The sequence below is a fragment of the Staphylococcus sp. HMSC063F05 genome (assembly GCF_001837075.1).
Classification (GTDB): domain Bacteria; phylum Bacillota; class Bacilli; order Staphylococcales; family Staphylococcaceae; genus Staphylococcus; species Staphylococcus epidermidis.
Genome location: NZ_KV831361.1, coordinates 40,926 through 41,322, shown reverse-complemented (window position 1 = coordinate 41,322; position 397 = coordinate 40,926). Strand labels below are relative to the sequence as shown.

Genomic DNA, 397 nt, shown 5'->3' with positions numbered 1-397 from the left:
GACGCGCTTGTTGAATCTGAAACGCTTGTGCTTAATGATTCACTCAACGATGTACTTTCACTTGTTGAGTCACTCTCGCTTGTTGACGTTGATGCACTGTCGGATGTCGACGCACTCGTTGAGCCTGAAAGACTCGTACTTGTCGATTCACTTAATGACGTACTTGTACTGTCTGACTCACTCTCACTCGTTGACGTTGATGCACTGTCGGATGTCGACGCACTCGTTGAGCCTGAAAGACTCGTACTTGTCGATTCACTTAATGACGTACTTTTACTGTTTGATTCACTCTCGCTCGCTGACATTGATGCACTGTCGGATGTCGACGTACTCGTTGAATCTGAAATGCTTGTACTTAATGATCCACTTAACGATGTGCTGGCACTGTTTGACTCAC

The 397-nt window shown here is 45.8% G+C and carries 1 pseudogene; it reads right to left on the bottom strand.

The features are described 5' to 3' along the window. A pseudogene (locus HMPREF2576_RS12370) lies at positions 1–397 on the bottom strand (accessory Sec-dependent LPXTG-anchored adhesin); the annotation flags it as partial.